Source organism: Streptomyces sp. NPDC048664 (assembly GCF_040650555.1).
GTDB lineage: Bacteria > Actinomycetota > Actinomycetes > Streptomycetales > Streptomycetaceae > Streptomyces.
Genome location: NZ_JBEZHK010000026.1, coordinates 1 through 24968, shown reverse-complemented (window position 1 = coordinate 24968; position 24968 = coordinate 1). Strand labels below are relative to the sequence as shown.

At 71.0% G+C, this 24968-nt stretch carries 21 protein-coding genes; 17 read left to right on the top strand and 4 right to left on the bottom strand.

Going from position 1 to position 24968, the window contains the following annotated elements:
* The first annotated feature begins 105 nt into the window (after nucleotides 1-105).
* The 5 genes from AB0C59_RS25320 (at nucleotide 106) to aroQ (ending at nucleotide 5683) form a co-directional block, all read left to right on the top strand.
* Nucleotides 106-684 carry a TerD family protein gene (locus AB0C59_RS25320; RefSeq protein WP_363008340.1) on the top strand — a complete coding sequence of 193 codons (579 nt, stop codon included), beginning with the start codon at nucleotides 106-108 and terminating at the stop codon, nucleotides 682-684.
* Nucleotides 685-771: 87 nt separating this feature from the next.
* A complete protein-coding gene (locus AB0C59_RS25315) occupies nucleotides 772-2673 on the top strand; it encodes a TerD family protein (RefSeq protein ID WP_363008338.1) in 1902 nt (633 codons plus the stop codon).
* 297 nt (nucleotides 2674-2970) lie between these two features.
* Nucleotides 2971-3966 (top strand): TerC family protein, encoded by a 996-nt coding sequence (locus AB0C59_RS25310; protein ID WP_363008336.1) that lies wholly within the window; start codon nucleotides 2971-2973, stop codon nucleotides 3964-3966.
* A 45-nt stretch (nucleotides 3967-4011) separates the two neighbouring features.
* A complete protein-coding gene (locus AB0C59_RS25305) occupies nucleotides 4012-5112 on the top strand; it encodes an ionic transporter y4hA (RefSeq protein ID WP_363008334.1) in 1101 nt (366 codons plus the stop codon).
* Between the two features lie 112 nt (nucleotides 5113-5224).
* Complete coding sequence (gene aroQ / locus AB0C59_RS25300; protein WP_363008332.1) at nucleotides 5225-5683, top strand: type II 3-dehydroquinate dehydratase; 459 nt, start codon at nucleotides 5225-5227, stop codon at nucleotides 5681-5683.
* A 75-nt stretch (nucleotides 5684-5758) separates the two neighbouring features.
* Here the strand turns inward: aroQ and AB0C59_RS25295 are convergent, their stop codons facing one another.
* Both AB0C59_RS25295 and AB0C59_RS25290 read right to left on the bottom strand, forming a co-directional pair.
* Nucleotides 5759-6415: an MBL fold metallo-hydrolase gene (locus AB0C59_RS25295; protein WP_363008330.1), complete on the bottom strand. Its 657-nt coding sequence runs from the start codon at nucleotides 6413-6415 to the stop codon at nucleotides 5759-5761.
* Between the two features lie 22 nt (nucleotides 6416-6437).
* Entirely contained in the window at nucleotides 6438-7139 is a 702-nt protein-coding gene (locus tag AB0C59_RS25290) for a maleylpyruvate isomerase family mycothiol-dependent enzyme (RefSeq protein ID WP_363008328.1), read from the bottom strand.
* A gap of 223 nt (nucleotides 7140-7362) precedes the next feature.
* On the opposite strand from AB0C59_RS25290, the gene uvrA reads away from it, so the two are divergent.
* On the top strand, nucleotides 7363-10419 hold the full coding sequence (uvrA, locus tag AB0C59_RS25285) for an excinuclease ABC subunit UvrA (RefSeq protein ID WP_363008326.1): 3057 nt from the start codon (nucleotides 7363-7365) through the stop codon (nucleotides 10417-10419).
* A gap of 84 nt (nucleotides 10420-10503) precedes the next feature.
* On the opposite strand, the gene AB0C59_RS25280 is transcribed toward uvrA, so the two are convergent.
* A complete protein-coding gene (locus tag AB0C59_RS25280) occupies nucleotides 10504-11415 on the bottom strand; it encodes a carbohydrate kinase (protein ID WP_363008324.1) in 912 nt (303 codons plus the stop codon).
* A 170-nt stretch (nucleotides 11416-11585) separates the two neighbouring features.
* Between AB0C59_RS25280 and AB0C59_RS25275 the strand changes: the two genes are divergently transcribed.
* Nucleotides 11586-12008: a Rieske (2Fe-2S) protein gene (locus AB0C59_RS25275; protein ID WP_363008322.1), complete on the top strand. Its 423-nt coding sequence runs from the start codon at nucleotides 11586-11588 to the stop codon at nucleotides 12006-12008.
* Between the two features lie 21 nt (nucleotides 12009-12029).
* Here AB0C59_RS25275 and AB0C59_RS25270 read toward each other — a convergent pair whose 3' ends face one another.
* Entirely contained in the window at nucleotides 12030-12977 is a 948-nt protein-coding gene (locus AB0C59_RS25270; protein ID WP_363008320.1) for a hypothetical protein, read from the bottom strand.
* A 312-nt stretch (nucleotides 12978-13289) separates the two neighbouring features.
* Between AB0C59_RS25270 and uvrC the strand changes: the two genes are divergently transcribed.
* The 10 genes from uvrC to pgi all read left to right on the top strand — a co-directional run bounded on the left by uvrC (nucleotide 13290) and on the right by pgi (nucleotide 24849).
* A complete protein-coding gene (gene uvrC, locus AB0C59_RS25265; RefSeq protein ID WP_363008318.1) occupies nucleotides 13290-15320 on the top strand; it encodes an excinuclease ABC subunit UvrC in 2031 nt (676 codons plus the stop codon).
* On the top strand, nucleotides 15317-16333 hold the full coding sequence (gene rapZ / locus AB0C59_RS25260) for an RNase adapter RapZ (RefSeq protein WP_363008316.1): 1017 nt from the start codon (nucleotides 15317-15319) through the stop codon (nucleotides 16331-16333). Before uvrC ends, rapZ begins: the two co-directional genes overlap by 4 nt.
* Nucleotides 16330-17397: a uridine diphosphate-N-acetylglucosamine-binding protein YvcK gene (yvcK, locus tag AB0C59_RS25255; RefSeq protein WP_363008314.1), complete on the top strand. Its 1068-nt coding sequence runs from the start codon at nucleotides 16330-16332 to the stop codon at nucleotides 17395-17397. Before rapZ ends, yvcK begins: the two co-directional genes overlap by 4 nt.
* Complete coding sequence (gene whiA / locus AB0C59_RS25250) at nucleotides 17388-18377, top strand: DNA-binding protein WhiA (protein ID WP_363008312.1); 990 nt, start codon at nucleotides 17388-17390, stop codon at nucleotides 18375-18377. The genes yvcK and whiA overlap by 10 nt, the downstream gene beginning before the upstream one ends.
* 318 nt (nucleotides 18378-18695) lie before the next feature.
* Nucleotides 18696-19703 (top strand): type I glyceraldehyde-3-phosphate dehydrogenase, encoded by a 1008-nt coding sequence (gene gap / locus AB0C59_RS25245; RefSeq protein WP_363008310.1) that lies wholly within the window; start codon nucleotides 18696-18698, stop codon nucleotides 19701-19703.
* A gap of 202 nt (nucleotides 19704-19905) precedes the next feature.
* Complete coding sequence (locus tag AB0C59_RS25240; protein ID WP_363008308.1) at nucleotides 19906-21117, top strand: phosphoglycerate kinase; 1212 nt, start codon at nucleotides 19906-19908, stop codon at nucleotides 21115-21117.
* Nucleotides 21118-21122: 5 nt separating this feature from the next.
* Nucleotides 21123-21899, top strand: a complete 777-nt coding sequence (gene tpiA, locus AB0C59_RS25235; RefSeq protein ID WP_363008306.1) for a triose-phosphate isomerase — start codon at nucleotides 21123-21125, stop codon at nucleotides 21897-21899.
* 151 nt (nucleotides 21900-22050) lie between these two features.
* Nucleotides 22051-22287 (top strand): preprotein translocase subunit SecG, encoded by a 237-nt coding sequence (gene secG / locus AB0C59_RS25230; RefSeq protein WP_363008304.1) that lies wholly within the window; start codon nucleotides 22051-22053, stop codon nucleotides 22285-22287.
* A gap of 216 nt (nucleotides 22288-22503) precedes the next feature.
* Nucleotides 22504-22839, top strand: a complete 336-nt coding sequence (locus AB0C59_RS25225) for an RNA polymerase-binding protein RbpA (RefSeq protein ID WP_078947476.1) — start codon at nucleotides 22504-22506, stop codon at nucleotides 22837-22839.
* A gap of 357 nt (nucleotides 22840-23196) precedes the next feature.
* Entirely contained in the window at nucleotides 23197-24849 is a 1653-nt protein-coding gene (pgi, locus tag AB0C59_RS25220) for a glucose-6-phosphate isomerase (protein WP_363008302.1), read from the top strand.
* Nucleotides 24850-24968 lie beyond the last annotated feature (119 nt).

Here is a 24968-nt window from a genome sequence, read left to right as displayed (position 1 = left end):
CACAAACACCCGGCCGGGGCTCGGCGCTGTCGGCGCCGCCCCGTAGGGTCGTGGTGTCCGCGGAATGCGCGGCCGACAGGGGACAGTGCGAGAGGGGATCAGCGCGTGACCGTGAATATGACCAAGGGTCAGGCCATCAGCCTTCAGAAGGGCGACGGGGGCACCCTGACCGCGGTGCGCATGGGGCTGGGCTGGCAGGCCGCCCCGCGGCGGGGGCTGTTCGGTTCCCGCACCCGGGAGATCGACCTGGACGCCTCCGCGGTGCTGTTCGCCGACAAGCAGCCCGTCGACGTGGTCTTCTTCCGCCACCTCGTGAGCGACGACGGCTCGGTGCGGCACACCGGTGACAACCTCGTCGGCGGCGTGGGCCAGGGCGGCGACGACGAGGCGATCCTCGTCGACCTCCAGCGGGTCCCGGTCCACATCGACCAGATCGTCTTCACCGTGAACTCGTTCACCGGCCAGACCTTCCAGGAGGTGCAGAACGCGTTCTGCCGCCTGGTCGACGAGTCCAACGGCCAGGAGCTGGCCCGCTACACCCTCGCCGGCGGCGGCGCGTACACGGCGCAGATCATGGCCAAGGTGCATCGCGCGGGCGACGGCTGGACGATGACGGCCCTCGGCACGCCCGCCAACGGCCGCACCTTCCAGGACCTGATGCCCTCGATCCTCCCGCACCTGTAGTCGGCCGCGGGTGGGCGGGATCTCCGGGCGGCCGGGCGCCGTGCACTCCCCGGCACGGCGGGCGTGAGCCGCGAGGGGGCACATCCGATGACGGCCGAGCTGGTCCGCGGGCAGAACCACGCCCTTCCCCAGGCGCGCCTCGAGGTCCGGGTGTCCACCGGCCGGCCGGTCCTGGTGGCGGCCACGCTCGGCGACGCCGAGGGCAGGGTGCCCGGTCCCGAGTGGGTGGCCCACCCGGGTGCGCCCACCCTGCCCGGGGTCGAGGTCTCCGGACAGGCCGACCGCGAACACCGCCTGGTGTTCGACCCGGCCGCCCTGCCGGACGGCGTGGACCAGGTCGCCGTGCTGCTCGCCCTGCCGGCGGGGAGCGGCGGCCCGGTGCGGTTCGGAGCGCTCGCCGCTCCCGTCGTCGCGGTCTGCGGGCCGGACGGCGCCGAGGTGGCCGGCTACACGATCACCGGACTGGACACCGAGTCCGCCGTGATCGCGCTGGAGTTCTACCGACGGCGGGACGCCTGGAAGGTGCGCGCGGTCGGCCAGGGCTACGCGGGCGGACTGCGCGACCTGTTCACGGACCGGGGACTGCCAACGGCGCAGCGGTTCGCGGCCGGCGTCGAGGCAGCGGTGGCGCGCGGAGCGGACCGCTCCGTCACCCCGGCTGCGCCGCGCCCCGCGGAGGACGAGCACACCCGGCGAACCCCGGCGGCCGCGGCGCGAGGATCCGCGGACGACGTTCAGCAGGATGCGCCCCCCGCCCCGCAACCGCTTTCGGACAGCGGCCCTTTCGACTACACCCACCCCGGCCGACGCGCCTCGGCATCGTCCTCGCCGCCCGTGGCCCCGCCCGGCCGGCCCGCGCGGCCCGTCGCCGGTGACGCGACCGGCTGGTCCATGGACGAGCGGCTCTACAACCAGGTGTGGGGCATGTTCGAGGACCTCGCGCGGGCGGTGGCCGCCCACCGTGGTGCCGTCGACTTCGCCGCATCGCGCAGGGAGCGGGAACTGGAGTCGGCCCTCGCCGATCCGCGCAGCCGTATCGGGCACCGGGGCGACGCCGCCCGCGACGCGGCCCGTGGCAGGTACGAGCAGCTCGTCGCACAGGCCGACGCGGCGCTGGACCGCGATCTCGACCAGTTGAAGGCCGAGTCGGATGTCGTCGAGCCCGCTCTGCCGGCGGCGTTCGCCGGCTGGGAGAGCCCGGTGTGGCAGGGCTACCGGCCGCCGATGGAGATCCCGATGGCCGTGCGCCTCGGTGATCTACGACTTCCGGAGAGCGGGGGCCTGCGCATCCCCATGCTGATCAGGCTGCCGCTGGAGCGCGGCCTGTGGATCGACAGCGGCCACACCTCAGGGGTCCCGCAATCGCCCGCGGCGCTGGACGACGTACGTCGCCTCGCCATGGACACCGCGGTGACCCACGCGGCGCGGCTGCTCGCGGTGTATCCACCGGGCGAGTTCGCGGTCCATGTCATCGACCCGGCCGGATCGGGCGCCGCGGCCTTCGCGCCCCTGGTGAGCTCCGGGGTGCTCACGGAAGAGCCCGCCGCCGGCGCGACGGGTGCCGCCGAGACGCTGACGAAGCTCACCCGGCACGTCGACCTGGCGCAGATGGCGGTGCGCGGCGGCGCCCTCGACGCCCTGCCTCAGGGGGTGGACACGGCGCAGCAGCTGCTGATCGTCAACGACTTCCCGCACGGTTTCGACGACCTGGCCGTGACGCGGCTGCGCTATCTGGCGGACGAGGGACCGGCCGTCGGCGTCCATCTGATGATGGTCGCGGACCGTGCGGACGCCGCCGCCTACGGACCGCTGCTCGACCCGCTGTGGCGTTCACTGCTGCGGCTCACACCCGTGCCCGACGACCATCTCGCCGACCCCTGGGTCGGCCATGCCTGGACCTACGATCCGCCCCATGTCCCGCCGGGCGGTCACGTGCTTCCCCAGGTCCTCGACCTGGTGGCCCGGACGCGCCGCTCCTGGAATCGCTGAGACCGCCGACCCGGCCGAACACCTCGGCCAAGAACGAGTAAAGGCGCCCTGAGCAGTTTATTTGACCTCCTCTTTGTCAATCACTTTACCTTTCCTTGGTTTTTCGAGTACTGTCTTCCCCACGGAGGGGAGTACTCCCTATCTGCTGCGGCGCACCCGTCAATACGGATCGGACCGGATCCCGGGGCGTCGGCCCGCGGGCCTCGGGGCGCGTCACGCGTCCGGGCCCCCGCGGGTGGAAGAGACCTCCGGCAGCGACGACGCTGACAACTGCCGTGACGTACTGCCGGAGGCGCAGTGAATGTTTCCCCGACCCTGTGGGTCCTGACCATCGTGGGCCTCGCCGCCCTGATCGCGGTCGACTTCTTCATCGGCCGCAAGCCGCACGACGTGTCGGTGAAGGAAGCCGGAATCTGGACGGTCGTCTGGATCGCCCTGGCCGGGCTGTTCGGTGTCGGACTGCTCGCCCTCGGGGGCGGTCGGCCCGCCGGGGAGTTCTTCGCCGGGTTCATCACCGAGAAGTCGCTGAGCGTCGACAACCTCTTCGTCTTCGTCCTGATCATGGCGAAGTTCGCGGTGCCCTCGAAGTACCAGCAGCGGGTGCTGCTCGTCGGCGTGCTCATAGCCCTGGTGCTGCGGGCCGGCTTCATCGCCGCGGGCGCCGCGATCATCGCTTCCTTCTCCTGGATCTTCTACCTCTTCGGCGCGTTCCTGATCTGGACCGCGTGGAAGCTGATCCAGGAGGCCCGAGCCGACAAGGAGGACGAGGAGTACGAGGAGAACAGGCTGCTGAAGGCCGTCGAGCGACGCTTCGGCGTCGCGGACCGCTACCACGGCACGAAGCTGTGGGTGCGGCAGAACGGCAAGCGGGTCATGACGCCGATGCTGGTCGTGATGCTCGCGATCGGCACCACGGACGTCCTGTTCGCCCTGGACTCCATCCCCGCGATCTTCGGCCTCACCCAGGACCCGTACATCGTCTTCACGGCCAACGCGTTCGCGCTGATGGGCCTGAGGCAGCTGTACTTCCTGATCGGCGGCCTGCTCAAGAAGCTGGTCCACCTGTCCTACGGCCTGTCGATCATCCTCGGCTTCATCGGAGTCAAGCTGGTGCTGCACGCGCTGCACGAGTCCGGGGTCCACGTCCCCGAGATCTCCATCCCGGTCTCGCTCGGCGTGATCTGCGCCGTCCTGATCATCACGACGATCACCAGTCTGATCGCCTCCAGGAAGGAGCGGACCGCTGCCGCCCGTCAGCCGCAGGACCGGCCGGATGTCCGCTCGCCGCGATGACCGCCCGGACATGCGGGTGCCCCGCGCGTCTGCGACGATCACCGCATGATCGTCGGGATCCGGTCGCTCGCGGCACGGTGGACGGCCGCCGTACCGGTGGCGGCGGTCGTCCTGCTGGCCCTGACCTGGGGTCGGAAACTGCCCGGGGAGGGCGTCGCCCTGGTGACGCTGATCCTGGCGGGCGCCGTGCTGGCCGCGGTCCATCACGCCGAGGTGGTCGCGCACCGGGTCGGTGAGCCCTTCGGCTCGCTCGTCCTCGCCGTCGCCGTCACGATCATCGAGGTCGCGCTGATCGTGACCCTCATGGCGGACGGCGGCGCGAAGAGCGCGACCCTGGCCCGTGACACGGTCTTCGCCGCCGTGATGATCACCTGCAACGGCGTCGTCGGACTGAGCCTGCTCGTGGCCTCGATGCGTCATGGCACGGCGGTGTTCAACCCCGAGGGCACCGGCGCCGCCCTCGCCACGGTGGCGCCCCTGGCCACCCTGAGCCTGGTGCTGCCGACGTTCACCACGAGCAAGCCCGGCCCGGAGTTCTCCTCGGCCCAGCTCACCTTCGCCGCCGTGTCCTCGCTCATCCTGTACGGCCTGTTCGTGGCGACGCAGACCGTGCGCCACCGCGACTACTTCCTGCCGATCACCCGGCAGGGCGAGGTCATCCTCGCCGACCGCCACGCCGACGCTCCCTCCGCCCGCACGGCCGGCCTCAGCCTGGGCCTGCTCTTCCTCGCCCTCGTCGGCGTGGTCGGACTGGCCAAGGGGGTCTCCCCGGCCATCGAGTCGGGGGTGGCGGCGGCGGGGATGCAGCAGGCGGTCGTCGGTGTGGTCATCGCGCTGCTCGTCCTGCTGCCCGAGACCATCGCCGCGCTGCGCTCCGCGCGGCGCGACCGTGTGCAGACCAGCCTCAATCTCGCGCTCGGCTCCGCGATGGCCAGCATCGGCCTGACCGTGCCCGCGGTGGCCCTGGCCTCCGTGTGGCTGCCCGGACGGCTCGTGCTCGGCCTCGGTCCCGTCGCCATGGTGCTGTTCACGCTGACCGTGGTGGTGAGCTCCCTGACCGTGGTGCCCGGGCGTGCCACACCGCTGCAGGGCGGCGTGCACCTGGTGCTGTTCGCGGCGTACCTGGAGCTGGCGGTCAACCCCTGAAGGTCTGTCCGCCCATTCCTGCCTGCCGTGCGGCGCGGTGGGTGCCGCGTGATAGACCGGGGGCTGCGCAGCGGCTCCTCGGGGCCGCAGATCCGAACGGACCGGAGGAACCGTGCCCCCCACCCTCGCCCACACCCCGATCATGGTCCTCAACGGCCCCAACCTGAACCTGCTGGGGCAGCGCCAGCCCGAGATCTACGGCTCCGACACGCTCGCGGACGTCGAGGCCCTGTGTGTGAAGGCGGCGGCGGCCCACGGGGCCACGGTGGACTTCCGCCAGTCCAACCACGAGGGCGAACTGATCGACTGGATCCACGAGGCGCGGCTGCACCACGTCGGCATCGTGATCAATCCGGCCGCCTACACGCACACCTCGGTCGCGCTCCTCGACGCGCTCAACGCCTGCGACGGGCTGCCGGTGGTGGAGGTCCACATCTCCAACGTCCACCGGCGTGAGGAGTTCCGTCACCGTTCGTACGTCTCCCTGCGCGCCGACGGCGTCATCGCCGGCTGCGGCGTGCAGGGGTACGCCTTCGCGGTGGAGCGCGTCGCGACCCTGGCCGGAGCCTGAGGGGCCCGGCCCGAACGTCGAGGAGCGCGCACGCGAACCACCGGTACGGGTGAACGGCTCACCCGGTGCGCTCGCTCACCACCCTCGGGCGCGCCACTCCGGCAGCTGCGGACGCTCGGCGCCCAGCGTGGTGTCGTCGCCGTGCCCCGGATAGACCCAGGTCTCGTCGGGAAGCACGTCGAAGATCTTCGTCTCGACGTCGTGGATCAGGCTGGCGAAGGCCTTCGGGTCCTTGTGGGTGTTGCCCACCCCGCCCGGGAAGAGGCAGTCGCCGGTGAACACGTGCGGGTGCCCGTGCGGGTCGTCGTAGACGACGGCGATCGAGCCCGGTGTGTGGCCGACCAGATGGCGGGCGGTGAGCTCCACGTTCCCCACCCGGATCGTGTCCCCGTCGTCCACGGGGACGTCCGTCGGCACCGGGATGCCCTCGGTGTCCTCGCGTCCCGCGTACGTCCGCGCGCCCGTGGCGGCGACGATCTCGGCGAGCGCCTGCCAGTGGTCGGGGTGCTGGTGGGTGGTGACGACGGACGCGATGCCGTCGTCACCGATCGTCCCGAGCAGGGTGTGCGCGTCGTTGGCCGCGTCGATCAGCAACTGCTGGTCGGTCGCCCGACAGCGCAGCAGATACGCGTTGTTGTTCATCGGGCCGACCGCGATCTTGGTGATCATCAGGTCCTTCAGCTCGTGCACATCCGCCGGGCCGCCGACCGTCACCGCTCCGCTGTACGTCATGGCGGTCAGCCTACCGACGGGATCACAGCGGAGGCAGTACGGGAAGCGCCACGCCCTCGTCGAGCACGGTCACGCCCTCGCCCCGGGTGCGCCCCGCGAGCCAGCCCATCAGCGCCGAGGCCCGTCCCGTCAGGGTGATCGGTTCGCCGTCCCGCCGGCCGGTGGCCCGGACGGGTCGGCTCGGGTCCTCCAGGGCGGACAGCTCCATGGCCGGGACCTCGGGGTGGCCCGAGAACCGCTGCGTGAGGAAGTCGATCTCCCGCTCCACGAACTCCGCCGGCAGGTCGTCGAGCTCGTAGCCGATCCCGAGGTCGACATGGTGCAGCTCGACCTCGACCCAGCGCCGGAACGGCAGCCGGGCGGCCGAGTCGGTGACCCCGTTGCGCAGCTCGACCGTGCGGGACCAGTCGGCGGGCTCGGCCGACACCTTCTCGAAGCGGGCCGCGCTCTCCCGCACGTCCGCGAGCTGGACCTCCAGGGGACGCGGGGCGCCCTGCTCGATGTCGGTGTCCCGGGCCTGACCGGAGACGTACATGGGGCGCCCTTCGAGCACGTTGACGAGGGCGTCGGCGTTGCGGGCGAGGTGGGCGAGGACATGGCCACGGGTCCAGCCCGGCAGGCGTGACGGCTTCGCCACCGAAGCGTTGTCCAGTGCGGAGGCTGCGCGGAGCAGTCGTTCGGTCGCATCACGTACAGAGGCCAGGTCGCGCGCGTGATCCATCATGGGGCCGACCCTAGCCCCACCACTCCTTCGGGTGAAGGACGTCGACCGGACCCGCAAATCGAATGCACGTGCTATATGGTCGAAGTCGACGTCGGGCATGCTGGAGGGTCCGGGATTGTTGTGAACCCATGAATCCGACCGGCGTTGTCAGTGGCTCCCCCTAGTCTGAGAAAGCACGGGGGCCCCGCCCCTGTCGCTTCTCTCAAGAAAGGTGCGGACCGGCGTGGCCGACCGTCTCATCGTCCGTGGCGCGCGCGAGCACAATCTGAAGAATGTCTCGCTCGACCTGCCACGTGACTCGCTCATCGTCTTCACGGGCCTGTCGGGGTCGGGCAAGTCCTCGCTGGCCTTCGACACGATCTTCGCGGAGGGCCAGCGCCGCTACGTGGAGTCGCTGTCCTCGTACGCCCGGCAGTTCCTCGGACAGATGGACAAGCCGGACGTCGACTTCATCGAGGGACTGTCGCCCGCGGTCTCCATCGACCAGAAGTCCACCTCCCGCAACCCGCGCTCGACGGTCGGCACGATCACCGAGGTCTACGACTACCTGAGGCTGCTCTTCGCGCGCATCGGCAAGCCCCACTGCCCCGAATGCCGGCGCCCCATCTCGCGCCAGTCGCCGCAGGCCATCGTGGACAGGGTCCTGGAGCTTCCGGAGGGAAGCCGCTTCCAGGTGCTGTCGCCGCTGGTGCGTGAGCGCAAGGGGGAGTTCGTCGACCTCTTCGCCGACCTGCAGACCAAGGGCTACAGCCGCGCGCGCGTGGACGGCGAGACGATCCAGCTCTCCAGCCCGCCCACGCTGAAGAAGCAGGAGAAGCACACCATCGAGGTGGTGGTCGACCGCCTCACGGTGAAGGACTCCGCCAAGCGCCGCCTCACCGACTCCGTGGAGACCGCGCTCGGCCTGTCCGGCGGCATGGTCGTGCTCGACTTCGTCGACCTTCCCGAGGACGACCCCGAGCGCGAGCGCATGTACTCGGAGCACCTGTACTGCTCGTACGACGACCTGTCCTTCGAGGAGCTGGAGCCCCGCTCCTTCTCCTTCAACTCGCCCTTCGGCGCCTGCCCCGAGTGCACCGGCATCGGTACGCGCATGGAGGTCGACCCGGAGCTGATCGTCCCGGACGAGGACAAGAGCCTGGACGAGGGAGCCATCCACCCCTGGTCGCACGGGCACACCAAGGACTACTTCGGCCGCCTCGTCGACGCCCTGGCCGGCGCGCTGGGCTTCCGCACCGACATCCCGTTCGCGGGACTCCCGCAGCGAGCCAAGAAGGCCCTGCTGCACGGGCACAAGACCCAGATCGAGGTCCGCTACCGCAACCGGTACGGGCGCGAGCGGGTGTACACGACGCCCTTCGAAGGGGCCGTCCCCTTCGTGAAGCGCCGGCACAGCGAGGCCGAGAGCGACGCCAGCCGTGAGCGCTTCGAGGGCTACATGCGCGAGGTGCCCTGCCCGAGCTGCCAGGGCACCCGCCTCAAGCCGGTCGTCCTCGCGGTCACGGTCATGGACAAGTCCATCGCCGAGGTCTCCGGGATGTCGATCAGCGACTGCGCGGACTTCCTCGGCCGACTGAAGCTGGACGCCCGCGACAAGAAGATCGCCGAGCGGGTCCTGAAGGAGGTCAACGAGCGGCTGCGGTTCCTGGTCGACGTCGGCCTGGACTACCTGTCGCTGAACCGCGCGGCGGGCACGCTCTCCGGCGGAGAGGCCCAGCGCATCCGGCTGGCCACCCAGATCGGCTCCGGCCTCGTCGGCGTCCTCTACGTCCTGGACGAACCGTCCATCGGCCTGCACCAGCGCGACAACCACCGGCTGATCGAGACCCTGGTCCGGCTGCGCGACATGGGCAACACCCTCATCGTGGTCGAGCACGACGAGGACACCATCAAGGTCGCCGACTGGATCGTCGACGTCGGCCCCGGCGCGGGCGAGCACGGCGGCAAGGTCGTGCACAGTGGCTCCCTCGAGGAACTGCTCGCCAACGCCGAGTCCCAGACCGGCCAGTACCTCTCGGGCAGGAAGTCGATCCCGCTGCCCGGGATCAGGCGCCCGCACGACCCGTCCCGGCAGCTCACGGTGCACGGCGCCCGCGAGAACAACCTCCAGGACATCGACGTCTCCTTCCCGCTCGGCGTGTTCACCGCCGTCACCGGCGTGTCGGGATCGGGGAAGTCCACGCTGGTCAACGACATCCTCTACACGCACCTGGCCCGCGAGCTGAACGGCGCGCGGAGCGTGCCCGGCCGGCACACGCGCGTGGACGGCGACGACCTCGTGGACAAGGTGGTGCACGTCGACCAGTCGCCCATCGGCCGCACGCCCCGGTCCAACCCGGCCACGTACACCGGTGTCTTCGACCACGTCCGCAAGCTGTTCGCCGAGACCGCCGAGGCGAAGGTGCGCGGCTACCTGCAGGGCCGCTTCTCCTTCAACGTCAAGGGCGGCCGCTGCGAGAACTGCGCGGGCGACGGCACCATCAAGATCGAGATGAACTTCCTCCCGGACGTCTACGTCCCGTGCGAGGTCTGCCACGGCGCCCGCTACAACCGGGAGACCCTGGAGGTCCACTACAAGGGCAAGTCCATCGCCGACATCCTCAACATGCCGATCGAGGAGGCGCTGCACTTCTTCGAGGCCGTCCCGGCGATCGCCCGGCACCTGAGGACACTGAACGACGTCGGTCTCGGCTACGTCCGCCTGGGTCAGTCCGCCACCACCCTGTCCGGCGGCGAGGCCCAGCGCGTGAAGCTCGCCAGCGAACTGCAGAAGCGCTCCACCGGGCGCACGGTCTACGTGCTGGACGAGCCGACCACCGGTCTGCACTTCGAGGACATCAGCAAACTGCTCACCGTGCTCGGCGGACTGGTCGACAAGGGCAACACGGTCATCGTCATCGAGCACAACCTCGACGTCATCAAGACCGCCGACTGGATCGTGGACATGGGGCCCGAGGGCGGCGCCGGCGGCGGCCTGGTCGTCGCCGAGGGCACGCCGGAGGAGGTCGCGGGGGTCCCGTCCAGCCACACCGGGAAGTTCCTGCGCGAGGTCCTCGGAGCCGAGCGCGTCAGCGACGCGGCCTCCGTGAGGGCACCGCGCAGGACGGCGGCGAGGAAGACCGTCGCGGCAGGGTCGGCGGCGAAGAAGACCACGACGGCCAAGACGGTGAGGACGGCCAACAGCACGGCGGCCAAGAAGGCGGCCGGAGCCAAGAAGGCGGCCGGAGCCGTGAAGAAGGCGGCACCCGCGAAGAAGACCACGCGGGCCCCCAAGGCCTGACGCCGGGACGCAGGACCCCGCCCCGGAACGCTCCGCGCGTTCCGGGGCGTCGCCGACCGGGTGTGCCCGCGGGCCGAACGGCCCTCACGCACCCGCCAGTTCGGACCCGTAGGGCGGTTCGGCTCCCGCCCGGGAGCAGGTGATGGCCGCGGCGCGGGCCGCGAAGCCCAGCAGCCCGGTCCAGTCGTCGGGGCCCAGGCCGGCCAGGGCGGCGGGGGAGAGGGCGTCACGGGCGGCCAGACCGTGCAGCAGCGCCGCGTTGACGGTGTCGCCGGCGCCGATGGTGTCCACGACGTCGACCTTCACCCCCGGCACGGAGTGCTCCGACCCGTCGCGGGTGAGGACGGTCAGCCCGTCGCCGCCATGGGTGACGACGACAGCCGAGGGCCCGCGGTCCAGCCACGCACGCGGGGTGCCGCCCAGCCACGAGGCGTCCTCGGCCGAGAGCTTGAGCAGGGACACCGACGGCAGCCAGCTCCAGAAACGCGCTCGGTAGGCGTCCGGGTCCGGGATCAACCCGGTGCGGATGTTCGGGTCGAGTGCCGTGAACACGCCGCGCGCGTGGGCGTCGCGCAGCACCTCCTCGTACGCGGAGGCGCCCGGTTCGAGGACGAGGGAGCAGGTGCCGAACGAGACGGCCCGGGTGTGGCCCGGAAGCCGCGCCGGCGCCGTGAACAGCCGGTCGGCGGTGCCGTCGACGTAGAAGGTGTAGGCCGCCGAGCCCTGCGCGTCGATCGCCGCGACCGCCAGCGTGGTCGGCTCCGTGCCGCGCTGCACGGCCGAGACGTCCACGCCCGCCCGCCGCAACCCGTCGAGCAGGCTCTCGCCGAAGGCGTCGTGGGACAGGCGGGAGAGGAAGGCCGTGCGGGAGCCGAGCCGGCCGAGGGCGACGGCGGTGTTGTACGGTCCGCCGCCGGGCGTGGGCCTCAGCGGCGCGAGCGCCCCCGCGCCCTGCGGCACCAGGTCGATCAGGGCCTCACCGGCGACGACGATCACAGGACAGTCCCCTTCCCCTTCTCCGCGCGTACGTCCCTGCCCCATCCTGCCCCGCCCACGCGCCCCGCCGGGCCCCGCCCCGTCCCCGCCCCGACTCGGTACGACCGCCCCGGGTATCGTCGGCCGTGGCGCACCGGCCGGCGCGCACCCGCTTGACCAGGGGAGTCCCCATGTCCGCCCGTCCCGCGGCCACCCGTCGTACCGTCCTTCGCGGCGCGGCCCTCGCCCCCGTCGCCGGGATCGGCCTGACGGCCTGTTCCACGGGCGGCCAGGCGACGCCCGCCGAGCCGACCGCGCCGGTGGCCCTGGGATCCGAGAGCGAGGTCCCCAAGGGCGGCGCGAAGCTGTACCGGGACGCGAACGTCGTGGTGAGCCGCGCCCAGGACGGTTCCCTGAAGGCGTACAGCACGATCTGCACGCACGCCGGGTGCGCCATCGGCAAGCTCTCCGGCACGACCCTCGTCTGCCCGTGCCACGGCAGCCGGTTCGACGCTGTCACCGGCGAGGTGGTGCAGGCCCCGGCCACCGAGCCGCTGCACGAACTGTCCGTCGAGGTGAAGAACGGCCGGATCGTGGCGGGCCCGGCGGCCTGACGGCTCACCCGGGCAGGCGCCTCACTCCCAGTCCCACCCGATCCCCACCACACCCGCCCTGACCCGCTGCTCCACCAGGTGCACCGAGCGATGGCGCCCGCTCAGGCTCAGCTCCTGCCGGCCGCTGCGCGGGGCGGCGGCCGAGTGCTGGGCGAAGCGGTGGCAGCGCACCGGTAGCGCCTCCTCGTCGAAGCTCACCTGGAGCGCGTACTGCCCGCCCGCGCAGGCGAAGCCACGCAGGTACTCCCGGGAGGCGTCCGCGGTGCCGTCCTCGAAGGCGTAGCGGAACAGGAACGTGTCGCCGGTGCGCAGGCTCGTGTCGAAGAGCAGCTCCGCGGCCAGGACGCCGGTGTCCTCGTGCCAGCGCACCCGTCCCGTCCGGCAGTTCTCCAGCGCGTGCACCCCGACCCGGTCCGGGCGGCATCCGGGGTCGCCGTGGTGAACGGCGACGAAGCGGTCCACATGGTCCGCGTGGGCCCGCACGATGTGCTGCGACTCGCGGGCCAGCAGCTCCCGCCGCCTCCCGATGCGGACACGTTCGTGGTGGCCGATGCTGTGCACCCCGCAGTCCAGCGGTGAACCGAGCTCCGCCAGAAGGTGCTCCAGCGCACCCGACGCCTCCACCAGGGAGCGATAGGAGCGGCCCGGGGGACGGTCCGCGCCGGCCGGATCGTCCGCCGAGGTCAGCAGCCGGATCAAGGACTCGTCCGGGAGCTGGAGTATCTCCTCCAGGGCGCGCACCGCGCGCAGGGACTCGGGTCGCTGGGGGCGCCGCGCGCCTTGCTGCCAGTAGCTCAGGCTCGTCACGCCGACCCGGACCCCGTACCGCGACAGATGGTGCTGCACCCGTTGCAGGGGCAGTCCACGGGCGGTGATCGCGGCGCGCAGCGCGACGTGGAAGGGGCCGCCGAGCAGGGCCGCCTCCAACTCCGCCGGGGCGACGTCAGCGTGCTGTGTGCCGTGCGGCATACAGGGGGCCTTTCTGTGAATGCCCGCGGAGGCTGGTCGGACCGCCCGCGAGAGGTAGTGCCGGGCCGGACGGGGCGTGCGGGGTCCGTTCACAAGCGGACCTCGCCGATCACGGCCCGAGGGCTTCCCGCATTGAAGCGTGTCCACCAGGCCCCGACAACACTGGATGCGTACGCCACGGAAGACTCCGTGCCCGTGTGGCCGGTTCACAAGGCCCGATCCCGGCGCCGCGAGCCCCCTCGGTCACCGGCCGCGTCCGGGGTTGTCCACAGGGTCATCGCGCTGTCGGCCCCCGCCAGTAGGGTGTGAGACATGGCCGACCCCTCCAGCTACCGCCCCAAGCCGGGACAGATCCCGGACTCTCCCGGGGTGTACAAGTTCCGGGACGAGCACCGCCGGGTGATCTACGTCGGAAAGGCGAAGAGCCTGCGCCAGCGCCTGGCGAACTACTTCCAGGACTTGGCGCATCTTCACCCGCGCACGCGCACCATGGTCACCACGGCCGCGTCCGTGGAGTGGACGGTCGTGTCCACGGAGGTCGAGGCCCTCCAGCTGGAGTACACCTGGATCAAGGAGTTCGACCCCCGGTTCAACGTCAAGTACCGCGACGACAAGAGCTATCCGTATCTCGCGGTGACGATGAACGAGGAGTTCCCGCGGGTCCAGGTGATGCGCGGCCACAAACGCAAGGGCGTGCGCTACTTCGGTCCCTACGGGCACGCGTGGGCGATCCGCGACACGGTGGACCTGCTGCTGCGCGTCTTCCCCGTGCGCACCTGCTCCGCCGGGGTGTTCAAGAACGCCGCCCGCACCGGTCGCCCCTGCCTGCTCGGCTACATCGGCAAGTGCTCCGCTCCCTGCGTCGGCCGGATCGAACCCGAGGACCACAGGGACCTGGCCGAGGAGTTCTGCGACTTCATGGCGGGGCGCACCGGCACCCACCTGCGCCGCCTGGAGAAGCGGATGGCCCTGGCCGCCGAGGAGATGGAGTACGAGCGGGCGGCCCGCCTGCGCGACGACATCGAGGCGCTGAAGAAGGCCATGGAGAAGAGCGCGGTCGTGCTCACCGACGCGACCGACGCCGATCTGATCGCGGTCGCCGAGGACGAGCTGGAGGCGGCCGTGCAGATCTTCCACGTCCGCGGCGGACGTGTCCGCGGCCAGCGCGGCTGGGTCACCGACAAGGTCGAGGACGTCACCACCGCGGCCCTGGTCGAGCACGCCCTCCAGCAGCTGTACGGCGAGGAGAGGGGCGACGCCGTCCCCAGGGAGGTCCTGGTCCCGGCGCTCCCCGAGCCCATAGAGCCCGTGCAGGACTGGCTCACCGACCGCCGCGGGTCCGGTGTGTCGCTGCGCGTCCCGCAGCGCGGCGACAAGAAGGCGCTGATGGAGACCGTGCAGCGCAACGCCCAGCAGACCCTCGCCCTGCACAAGACCAAGCGAGCCTCCGACCTGACCACCCGCTCGCGCGCCCTGGAGGAGATCGCCGAGGCCCTCGACCTGGACGGCGCCCCGCTCCGGATCGAGTGCTACGACATCTCGCACCTGCAGGGCGAGGACGTCGTGGCGTCCATGGTCGTCTTCGAGGACGGGCTGCAGCGCAAGAGCGAGTACCGGCGCTTCCAGATCAAGGGCTTCGAGGGCCAGGACGACGTCAGGTCCATGCACGAGGTGGTCACCCGCCGCTTCAAGCGCTACCTCGCGGACAAGGAGAGGACGGGGGAGTGGGCGGACGGGGAGCCGCTCACCGAGGACGACGGCCGGCCCAGGCGGTTCGCCTACCCCCCGCAGCTCGTCGTCGTGGACGGCGGGCAGCCCCAGGTCGCCGCCGCCAAGCGGGCCCTGGACGAGCTCGGTGTCGACGACATCGCCGTGTGCGGGCTCGCCAAGCGGCTGGAGGAGGTGTGGCTGCCCGACGAGGACGACCCGGTGGTGCTGCCCCGCACCAGCGAGGGCCTCTATCTGCTCCAGCGCGTCCGCGACGAGGCGCACCGCTTCGCGATCACCTATCAGCGGTCCAAACGGACCAAGCGTCTGCGGTCGAGCCCGCTGGACGACGTGGCCGGCCTCGGCGAGACACGCAAACAAGCACTGATCAAGCATTTCGGCTCGGTGAAGAAGCTCCGGTCCGCGACAATCGACCAGATCCAGGAGGTCCCCGGCATCGGCCGCAAGACGGCCGAGACGATCGCCGTGGCCCTCGCCCAGGCGGCCCCGGCCGCACCCGCCGTGAACACGGCGACCGGAGAGATCATGGAAGAGGAGGAACCCGCGACGACGGGTTCCCCGGGGGAGCCCGTGTCCGCGGGTCCCTCGCACGAGCGACGGGGGCAGGAGACATGAGCGAGCACGACAAGAGCGCGGAAGAACGCTCAGCACAGGGCCGCCCGGCTCATGAGGAGACGGGCGCCGAGAACGGGACGCGCCGGCCCCCGGGCCAGAAAGACGGAGCACAGGTGACGACGGGCAGTGAGAGTGCGGGCATGCCGGACGCGGGCATCCCCGAACTGGTGATCATCTCCGGGATGTCCGGCGCGGGCCGGTCGACGGCGGCCAAGTGTCTGGAGGACCTCGGCTGGTTCGTCGTGGACAACCTGCCGCCGGCCCTGATCCCCACCATGGTGGAGCTGGGCGCCCGCTCCCAGGGCAACGTCGCCCGGATCGCGGTCGTGGTGGACGTCCGCGGCCGGCGCTTCTTCGACAACCTCCGCGAGTCCCTGGCGGACCTGGAGGCCAAGCACGTCACCCGGCGGATCGTGTTCCTGGAGTCCTCGGACGACGCCCTGGTGCGCCGCTTCGAGTCCGTCCGCCGACCGCACCCCCTCCAGGGCGACGGCCGTATCGTCGACGGCATCGCCGCCGAGCGGGAGCTGCTGCGGGAGCTGCGCGGTGACGCCGATCTGGTGATAGACACCTCCAGCCTCAACGTGCACGAGCTGCGCGCGAAGATGGACGCCCAGTTCGCGGGCGAGGAGGAGCCCGAGCTGCGGGCCACCGTCATGTCCTTCGGCTTCAAGTACGGCCTCCCGGTGGACGCCGACCTCGTCGCGGACATGCGTTTCCTGCCCAACCCCCACTGGGTCCCCGAGCTGCGCCCCTTCACCGGACTCAACGAGGAGGTCGCCGCCTACGTCTTCAACCAGCCCGGCGCCAAGGACTTCCTGGACCGCTACGCCGAGCTGCTGCGGCTCATCGCGGCTGGGTACCGCCGCGAGGGCAAGCGCTATGTGACCATCGCGATCGGTTGCACGGGCGGCAAGCACCGCTCCGTCGCGATGTCCGAGAAGCTGGCCGCCCGCCTGGCGGCCGAAGGCGTGGAGACCGTGGTCGTGCACCGGGACATGGGGCGCGAGTGACCGGACGTACTCTGCGGCTGAGCAGGCTGCGGCGGGTGGTGGCCGAGGGACGTGGCCCACATCCCGCCGAGGCCCGCGGCGGCCGGGCGCGCCGCCGCGCCGCCCAGCCCAAGGTGGTCGCCCTCGGCGGCGGCATGGGCCTGTCCGCCTCGCTCGCCGCGCTGCGCCGTATCACCGGTGACCTGACGGCCGTGGTCACCGTCGCCGACGACGGGGGATCCAGCGGTCGTCTGCGCGACGAGCTCGGGGTGCTGCCGCCCGGCGACCTGCGCAAGGCGCTGGCCGCGCTGTGCGGCGACGACGACTGGGGTCAGACCTGGTCGCGCGTCATCCAGCACCGTTTCCACTCCCAGGGCGACCTGCACGACCACGCGGTCGGCAACCTGCTGATCGTGGCCCTGTGGGAGCAGCTCGGCGATCATGTCCAGGCGCTCGACCTGGTGGGCCGGCTGCTGGGGGCCCACGGCCGGGTGCTGCCCATGTCCGCCGTGCCCCTGGCGCTCGAGGCCCTGGTCAAGGGGCACGACCCGGAGCACCCGGACGAGGTCGGCACCGTGCGGGGTCAGGCGACCGTCGCGCTCACCCGCGGAGAGGTGCAGTCCGTGCACCTGCTGCCGCCCGACCCGCCCGCGGTGTCCGAGGCCGTCGCGGCGGTCCTGGACGCCGACTGGGTGGTGCTCGGACCCGGCTCCTGGTTCTCCTCGGTGATCCCGCACCTGCTGGTGCCGGAGCTCCTGGACGCGCTGACGGAGACGAAGGCGCGCCGGGTGCTCTCCTTGAACCTCGCGCCGCAGCCGGGAGAGACCGCGGGCTTCTCCCCGCAGCGTCATTTGGAGGTTTTGGGACGACACGCCCCTAAACTCGCCCTGGACGTGGTGCTCGCCGACCAGGCCGCCGTGCCCGACCGCGCCTTGCTCAACGAGGCCGCCAAGCGGTTCGGCGCCGCGGTCGAGCTGGCACCGGTGGCCCGGGCCGACGGAACCCCGCGGCACGACCCGGAGCTGCTGGCCGCCGCGTACGACCGTATTTTTCGGATGCATGGAAGGATCGGCCCATGGCGATGACGGCAGCGGTGAAAGACGAGATCTCCCGGCTTCCCGTCACCCGGACCTGCTGCAGAAAGGCGGAGGTCTCGGCGATCCTGCGGTTCGCGGGCGGGCTGCACCTGGTCAGCGGCCGGATCGTGATCGAGGCGGAGCTGGACACCGCGATGGCGGCCCGGCGGGTCAAGCGCGACATCCTGGAGATCTTCGGCCACAGCTCCGAGCTGATCGTGATGGCGCCCGGCGGCCTGCGCCGCGGTTCGCGCTATGTGGTGCGGGTCGTGGCGGGCGGTGACCAGCTGGCCCGCCAGACCGGACTCGTCGACGGCCGGGGCCGCCCGATCCGCGGTCTGCCGCCGCAGGTCGTGTCCGGGGCCACCTGCGACGCGGAGGCCGCCTGGCGCGGCGCCTTCCTGGCGCACGGCTCGCTGACCGAGCCCGGCCGCTCCTCCTCGCTGGAGGTGACCTGCCCCGGCCCGGAGGCGGCGCTCGCCCTGGTCGGCGCCGCCCGCAGGCTCTCCATCGCCGCGAAGGCCCGCGAGGTGCGCACCGTCGACCGCGTGGTCGTGCGGGACGGCGACGCGATCGGCGCGCTGCTGACCCGGCTGGGCGCGCACGAGTCGGTGCTGGCCTGGGAGGAGCGGCGGATGCGCCGCGAGGTCCGCGCCACGGCGAACCGCCTGGCCAACTTCGACGACGCCAACCTGCGCCGTTCGGCCCGTGCCGCCGTAGCCGCCGGGGCGCGGGTCGCCCGCGCTCTGGAGATCCTCGGCGAGGAGGTCCCCGAGCACCTCGCGGCCGCGGGGCGGCTGCGGATGGAGCACAAGCAGGCATCCCTGGAGGAGTTGGGCGCTCTCGCCGACCCGCCGCTGACCAAGGACGCGGTCGCGGGCCGCATCCGCCGTCTGCTCGCGATGGCCGACAAGCGGGCCACCGACCTCGGCATCCCGGGCACCGAGTCCAATCTCAGCGAGGAGATGGCGGACAACCTGGCGGGCTGATGGAGCCCCCCCCCGCCGCGCCCGCCAACACGCCGGTGCCGTCGCCCGTTTGGGACGACGGCACCGGCTCCTGTCGTCCACGGGGGATACGGCGGAATCACGCGAGGGTCCTCGGGTGTCCGAGGCCCCCGGGCACCGCCCGCCGCCCTCGTTCGCGGGCGGTCCGTACCCCTACTGGCGGGTAAGGACCGCACTGCCGTGTATGAGGCGTCTGGATGTCACTACGGCGGCTTCGGAGGGGTAGGGTCGTGGGTGGTCGGGGACATCACATACAGCTCGCCGGCGTCCGCAGCCGGCTACCAACGAGGAGATCGGTTCGTGACGATCCGCGTAGGCATCAACGGCTTTGGCCGCATCGGTCGTAACTATTTCCGCGCACTGCTGGAGCAGGGCGCGGACATCGAGATCGTGGCCGTCAACGACCTGGGTGACACCGCGACCACCGCCCATCTGCTGAAGTACGACACGATCCTCGGCCGGCTGAGGGAGGAGGTGTCCCACACGCAGGACACCATCACCGTCGGCGGCAAGACGATCAAGGTCCTCTCCGAGCGCGACCCCGCCGACATCCCGTGGGGCGAGCTGGGCGTGGACATCGTCATCGAGTCGACCGGCATCTTCACCAAGAAGGAAGACGCCGAGAAGCACATCGCCGGTGGCGCGAAGAAGGTCATCATCTCGGCCCCGGCCAAGAACGAGGACGTCACCATCGTCATGGGCGTCAACCAGGACGCGTACGACCCGGCCGGCCACCACGTCATCTCCAACGCCTCCTGCACCACCAACTGCGTGGCCCCGATGGCGAAGGTCCTCGACGAGAACTTCGGCATCGTCAAGGGTCTGATGACCACGGTGCACGCGTACACCAACGACCAGCGCATCCTGGACTTCCCGCACAAGGACCTGCGCCGTGCCCGCGCGGCCGCCGAGAACATCATCCCGACCACCACCGGCGCCGCGAAGGCCACCGCCCTGGTCCTGCCCCAGCTCAAGGGCAAGCTGGACGGCATGGCCATGCGCGTCCCGGTGCCCACCGGCTCGGTCACCGACCTGGTCGTGGAGCTCAGCCGCGAGGTCACCAAGGAAGAGGTCAACGCCGCCTTCCAGAAGGCCGCCGAGGGCGAGCTGAAGGGCATCCTCGAGTACACCGAGGACGAGATCGTCTCCTCGGACATCGTCAACGCGCCGGCGTCCTGCACCTTCGACTCCTCCCTGACCATGGTCCAGGAGGGCAAGAGCGTGAAGGTCATCGGCTGGTACGACAACGAGTGGGGCTACTCCAACCGACTGGTCGACCTGACGGTCTTCGTCGGCAACCAGCTCTGATCGCCGCATCAGGCATCCCGATGCGATAGCGGGGCTCGGGCAGCGCAGCGTCGCGCCGCCCGGGCCCTGACGCGCGTCACCGGTGCCCGTGTGCCGCCCCGACTCCGACGCGCGTCACCGGCCCCGTGCCACCGGGCCCCGCCCGTGTGCCGGGCCGACCTGCCCTCGTACGATCAAGAGCCCCTCCCCAGGAGTCCCCTTTATGAAGACGATCGACGAACTCCTCTCCGAAGGCGTGGACGGCAAGCGGGTCTTCGTCCGCGCCGACCTGAACGTCCCGCTGGCCGACGGCCTCATCACCGACGACGGCCGCATCCGCGCCGTCCTGCCCACCGTCAAGGCCCTCGCCGACGCGGGCGCCAAGGTGGTGGTCGCCTCGCACCTGGGCCGTCCCAAGGGCGCTCCGGACCCCGCCTTCTCCCTGCTGCCCGCCGCCGAGCGCCTCGGCGAGCTCCTCGGCGCGCCCGTCGCCTTCGCGGACGACACCGTGGGCCCCGCCGCCCATGACGCGGTGGACGGACTGCAGCCCGGACAGGTCGCGGTGATCGAGAACCTGCGCTTCAACCCCGGCGAGACGTCCAAGGACGACACCGAGCGCGGCGAGTTCGCCGACCGGCTCGCCGCGCTCGCCGACGTGTACGTGGGTGACGGCTTCGGCGCGGTGCACCGCAAGCACGCCTCCGTGTACGACCTCCCGGCCCGGCTGCCGCACTACGCCGGCCACCTCATCGCCACCGAGGTCGGCGTGCTGAAGAAGCTCACCGAGGACGTGAAGCGGCCCTACGTCGTCGCGCTCGGCGGCGCCAAGGTGTCGGACAAGCTGGCTGTCATCGACCACCTGCTGGACAAGGCCGACCGGCTGCTCATCGGCGGCGGCATGGCCTACACCTTCCTCAAGGCCAAGGGCCACGAGGTCGGCATCTCGCTCCTCCAGGAGGACCAGATCCCGGCCGTCACCGAGTACATCGCGCGCGCGGAGAAGAACGGCGTCGAGCTGCTCCTGCCCGTCGACGTGCTGGTCTCCGCGGACTTCCCGGACCTGAAGACCAAGGCCCCGGCCAACCCCACCGTCGTCGCCGCGGACGCGATCCCGGCCGACCAGGAGGGTCTGGACATCGGTCCCCGGACCCGCCAGTTGTACGCCTCGAAGCTCGCCGACGCGGCCACCGTCTTCTGGAACGGCCCCATGGGCGTCTTCGAGCACCCCGACTACGCCGAGGGCACCAAGGCGGTCGCCCAGGCCCTCGTCGACTCCCCGGCCTACACCGTGGTCGGCGGTGGCGACTCCGCCGCCGCCGTCCGCATCCTGGGATTCGACGAATCCGCATTCGGCCACATCTCGACCGGTGGCGGCGCCTCCCTCGAATACCTCGAGGGCAAGACGCTCCCCGGCCTCGCCGCACTGGAGGACTGACCTCGATGAGCACGCGCACGCCGCTGATGGCGGGCAACTGGAAGATGAACCTCAACCACCTGGAGGCCATCGCCCACGTCCAGAAACTCGCCTTCGCCCTGGCCGACAAGGACTACGACGCCGTCGAGGTCGCGGTCCTGCCGCCCTTCACCGATCTGCGCTCCGTGCAGACCCTGGTCGACGGTGACAAGCTCAAGATCAAGTACGGCGCCCAGGACGTCTCGGCGCACGACTCCGGTGCCTACACCGGTGAGATCTCGGGCTCGATGCTCGCGAAGCTGAAGTGCACGTTCGTGGCGATCGGCCACTCCGAGCGCCGGCAGTACCACGACGAGACCGACGAACTGGTGAACGCGAAGGTCAAGGCCGCCTACAAGCACGGCCTGACCCCGATCCTGTGCGTCGGCGAGGAGCTGGAGGTCCGCGACGCGGGCAACCACGTCGCCCACACGCTGTCCCAGGTCGAGGGCGGTCTGAAGGACCTGCCGGCCGAGCAGGCCGCGACGGTCGTGATCGCCTACGAGCCCGTCTGGGCCATCGGCACCGGCAAGGTCTGCGGCGCCGACGACGCCCAGGAGGTCTGCGCGGCGATCCGCGGCAAGCTCGCCGAGCTGTACTCGCAGGAGGTGGCCGACCAGGTCCGCATCCAGTACGGCGGCTCCGTGAAGTCCGGCAATGTGGCGGAGATCATGGCGAAGCCGGACATCGACGGCGCGCTGGTCGGTGGTGCCTCGCTGGACGCCGACGAGTTCGTCAAGATCGTCCGCTTCCGCGACCAGTGAACCGTCGCCGCGGGTGAAGCGGCAGGTTGCGAGTATGCGGTAGGGACGATTCGTCGTACCCTTGCGGGGCCGAGACCGTTCGGTGGAATGTGAAGGTTCCCCGACGGCTTCGGCCCCGTCGTCATCCGAATCCGAGGAAGTTGGTCCAGCCGTGGTTCTGGGGTTCTCGATCGCCCTGATCGTCTTCAGCCTGATGCTGATGATGCTGGTGCTGATGCACAAGGGGAAGGGCGGCGGCCTCTCCGACATGTTCGGTGGCGGCATGCAGTCCTCCGTCGGCGGCTCCTCGGTCGCCGAGCGCAACCTCGACCGGATCACCATCGTGATCGGTCTGCTCTGGCTCGCCTGCATCGTGGTGCTCGGCATCCTGATGAAGGTCAACGGCTGACATCGGCGCGCTCCATGCCGGTGAACCGCACATAGAGTACGTAACGCCCCATGTTCGGTACGGGTCTTAGGACGCCGCCTATCATGGGGCGTGCGTCTGGCGGCGGGGGTAACTCCCATCACTGGACGCGCGTTGGGCCTTACGTAGACTGAGGCGCTCGCAGCGAAGAGAAACGCCGACCTGCTTCGCGGCACCATCACGCAGGGAGTTACGACCGTGGCAAGTGGCAACGCGATCCGAGGAAGCCGGGTCGGGGCGGGGCCGATGGGCGAGGCCGAGCGCGGCGAGTCCGCGCCGCGACTGCGCATCTCTTTCTGGTGCTCCAACGGGCACGAGACGCAGCCGAGCTTCGCCAGTGACGCCCAGGTTCCCGACAACTGGGACTGCCCGCGCTGCGGCTTCCCGGCCGGTCAGGACCGGGACAACCCGCCGGACCCGCCGCGCACCGAGCCCTACAAGACGCATCTCGCGTATGTACGGGAACGGCGCAGCGACGCGGACGGCGAGGCGATCCTCGCCGAGGCGCTCGCGAAACTCCGGGGCGAGATCTGAGAGCTGCCCCGCAGTCCCCAGCGGGCGCGCGACGAGGGCCACGGCACCTCGCCTGGCGATGCACCGCGTCCGACGCCGCGCGCTGATCCGCCGGGGATCACGGGACAGTCCTTGGCGACGCGGGTCCGGGAGGACCGCGCCGCCTTCTCCTCACGTACGGGCCTCCGTGGTCCGGCGCCGCTCGCGGCCGCCCTTTCCGGGCCCGCCGCGTCATCGCGTTGACATCCAGCCGCCGGCAGGACGTATCTGTTGTTGACCCCGTCGACGGCGTGACGGCCGGTCACCCGACGGACTGATCAACTAGGTTGGATCCCGCAGCGGGGCGAGCACACGCGAGGAAGAAGGCTGAAGTCCCAGATGAACGCAGACAGTCGTACCAGGCTCAACCAGACGCCCGAATGGACCGCTCTCGCCAAGCACCGTGAGGAGCTCGGCGAGGTGCGGCTGCGGGAGCTGTTCGAGGCCGCCCCCGGGCGCGGCTCCGACTACGCCCTGCGGGTCGGCGACCTGTACGTGGACTACTCCAAGCACCTGGTGACCGACGAGACCCTGCGGTTGCTGCGCGAGCTGGCCGCCGCCACCGACGTGTTCGGGCTGAGGGACGCCATGTTCCGCGGCGAGAAGATCAACATCACCGAGGGGCGGGCGGTCCTGCACACCGCGCTGCGCGCGCCGCGCGGCGCGGTGGTCGAGGTCGACGGCGAGAACGTGGTGCCGGACGTCCACGCGGTGCTGGACAAGATGGCCGCCTTCGCCGACCGGGTCCGCTCGGGCGCGTGGAAGGGCCACACCGGCAAGCGCATCAAGAACGTGGTCAACGTCGGCATCGGCGGTTCCGACCTGGGCCCGGCGATGGCGTACGAGGCGCTGCGCGCCTTCAGCGACCGCTCGCTGACCCTCCGCTTCGTGTCCAACGTGGACGGCGCGGACCTCCATGAGGCCACCCGCGGTCTGGACCCGGCCGAGACGCTGTTCATCATCGCCTCGAAGACGTTCACCACCATCGAGACCATCACCAACGCCACCTCGGCGCGCGAGTGGCTCCTGTCCGGCCTGGGGGCCGGACAGGAGGCGGTCGCCCGGCACTTCGTCGCGCTGTCCACGAACGCGGGGAAGGTCACCGAGTTCGGCATCGACCCCGACAACATGTTCGAGTTCTGGGACTGGGTCGGCGGACGGTACTCCTACGACTCGGCGATCGGCCTGTCGCTGATGGTCGCCATCGGCCCGGACCGCTTCCGGGAGATGCTGGACGGCTTCCACACCGTCGACGAGCACTTCCGCACGGCGCCCGCCGAGTCCAACGTGCCGCTGCTGCTGGGCCTGCTGGGCGTGTGGTACGGCAACTTCCACGACGCGCAGTCGCACGCCGTGCTGCCGTACTCGCACTACCTGTCCAAGTTCACCGCGTACCTCCAGCAGCTGGACATGGAGTCCAACGGCAAGTCGGTGGACCGCGACGGCGAGCCGGTCGCCTGGCAGACCGGCCCCGTGGTGTGGGGCACGCCCGGTACCAACGGCCAGCACGCCTACTACCAGCTCATCCACCAGGGCACCAAGCTGATCCCGGCCGACTTCATCGGGTTCGCCGAGCCGGTCGGGGAGCTGAGCGAGGGCCTCAAGGCGCAGCACGACCTGCTGATGGCCAACTTCCTCGCGCAGACCCAGGCGCTGGCCTTCGGCAAGACGGCCGAGGAGGTGCGCGCCGAGGGCGTTCCCGAGGAGCTGGTGGCGCACAAGACGTTCAAGGGCGACAAGCCCACCACCACGATCCTGGCCAGGGAGCTGACGCCCGCCGTCCTCGGCCAGCTCATCGCCCTCTACGAGCACAAGGTGTTCGTCCAGGGCGCGATCTGGAACATCGACTCCTTCGACCAGTGGGGTGTCGAACTCGGCAAGGTGCTCGCCAAGCGCATCGAGCCCGCCCTCACCGAGGGCGCCGAGGTGGCGGGCCTCGACGGCTCCACCAAGGCGCTCGTGGCCAGGTACCGGGAGCTGCGCGGGCGTTGACAGGGGTCAGGGGGCGGAGCGCTCGGCTCCGCCACGAACGACGCCTCGGCGCCGATCGCCAGCGACACCGGGTTGAAGGGCGCGTCCAGCGAGCCCATCGGCGTCGACTTGGTGATCTT